Source organism: Streptomyces sp. CO7 (assembly GCF_053474865.1).
In genome coordinates this window covers 1-455 of record NZ_JBRIOU010000016.1, presented here as the reverse complement: position 1 = coordinate 455, position 455 = coordinate 1, and positions in this window count along the sequence as shown.

Sequence of the window (455 nt, the reverse complement as noted above, 5' to 3'; positions counted from 1 at the left end):
CCCGAAGCCGGTGGCCCAACCCCTTGTGGGAGGGAGCTGTCGAAGGTGGGACTGGCGATTGGGACGAAGTCGTAACAAGGTAGCCGTACCGGAAGGTGCGGCTGGATCACCTCCTTTCTAAGGAGCACTTCTTACCGGACTTCGGTTCGGTCAGAGGCCAGTACATCAGCGAATGTCTGATGCTGGTTGCTCATGGGTGGAACGTTGACTACTCGGCCGGTTATCGGGTCGGAGGCTGCTAGTACTGCTCGTCAGAGCGTGGAACGCATGATCTCCGGACGTGAGCCGGTCGGGCACGCTGTTGGGTATCTGAAGGTACGGCCGTCACGGTCGCCTTCAGTGCCGGCCCCAGTGAACTCGGGATGTAATCCCGGGGTGATGGGTGGCTGGTCGTTGTTTGAGAACTGCACAGTGGACGCGAGCATCTGTGGCCAAGTTTTTAAGGGCGCACGGTG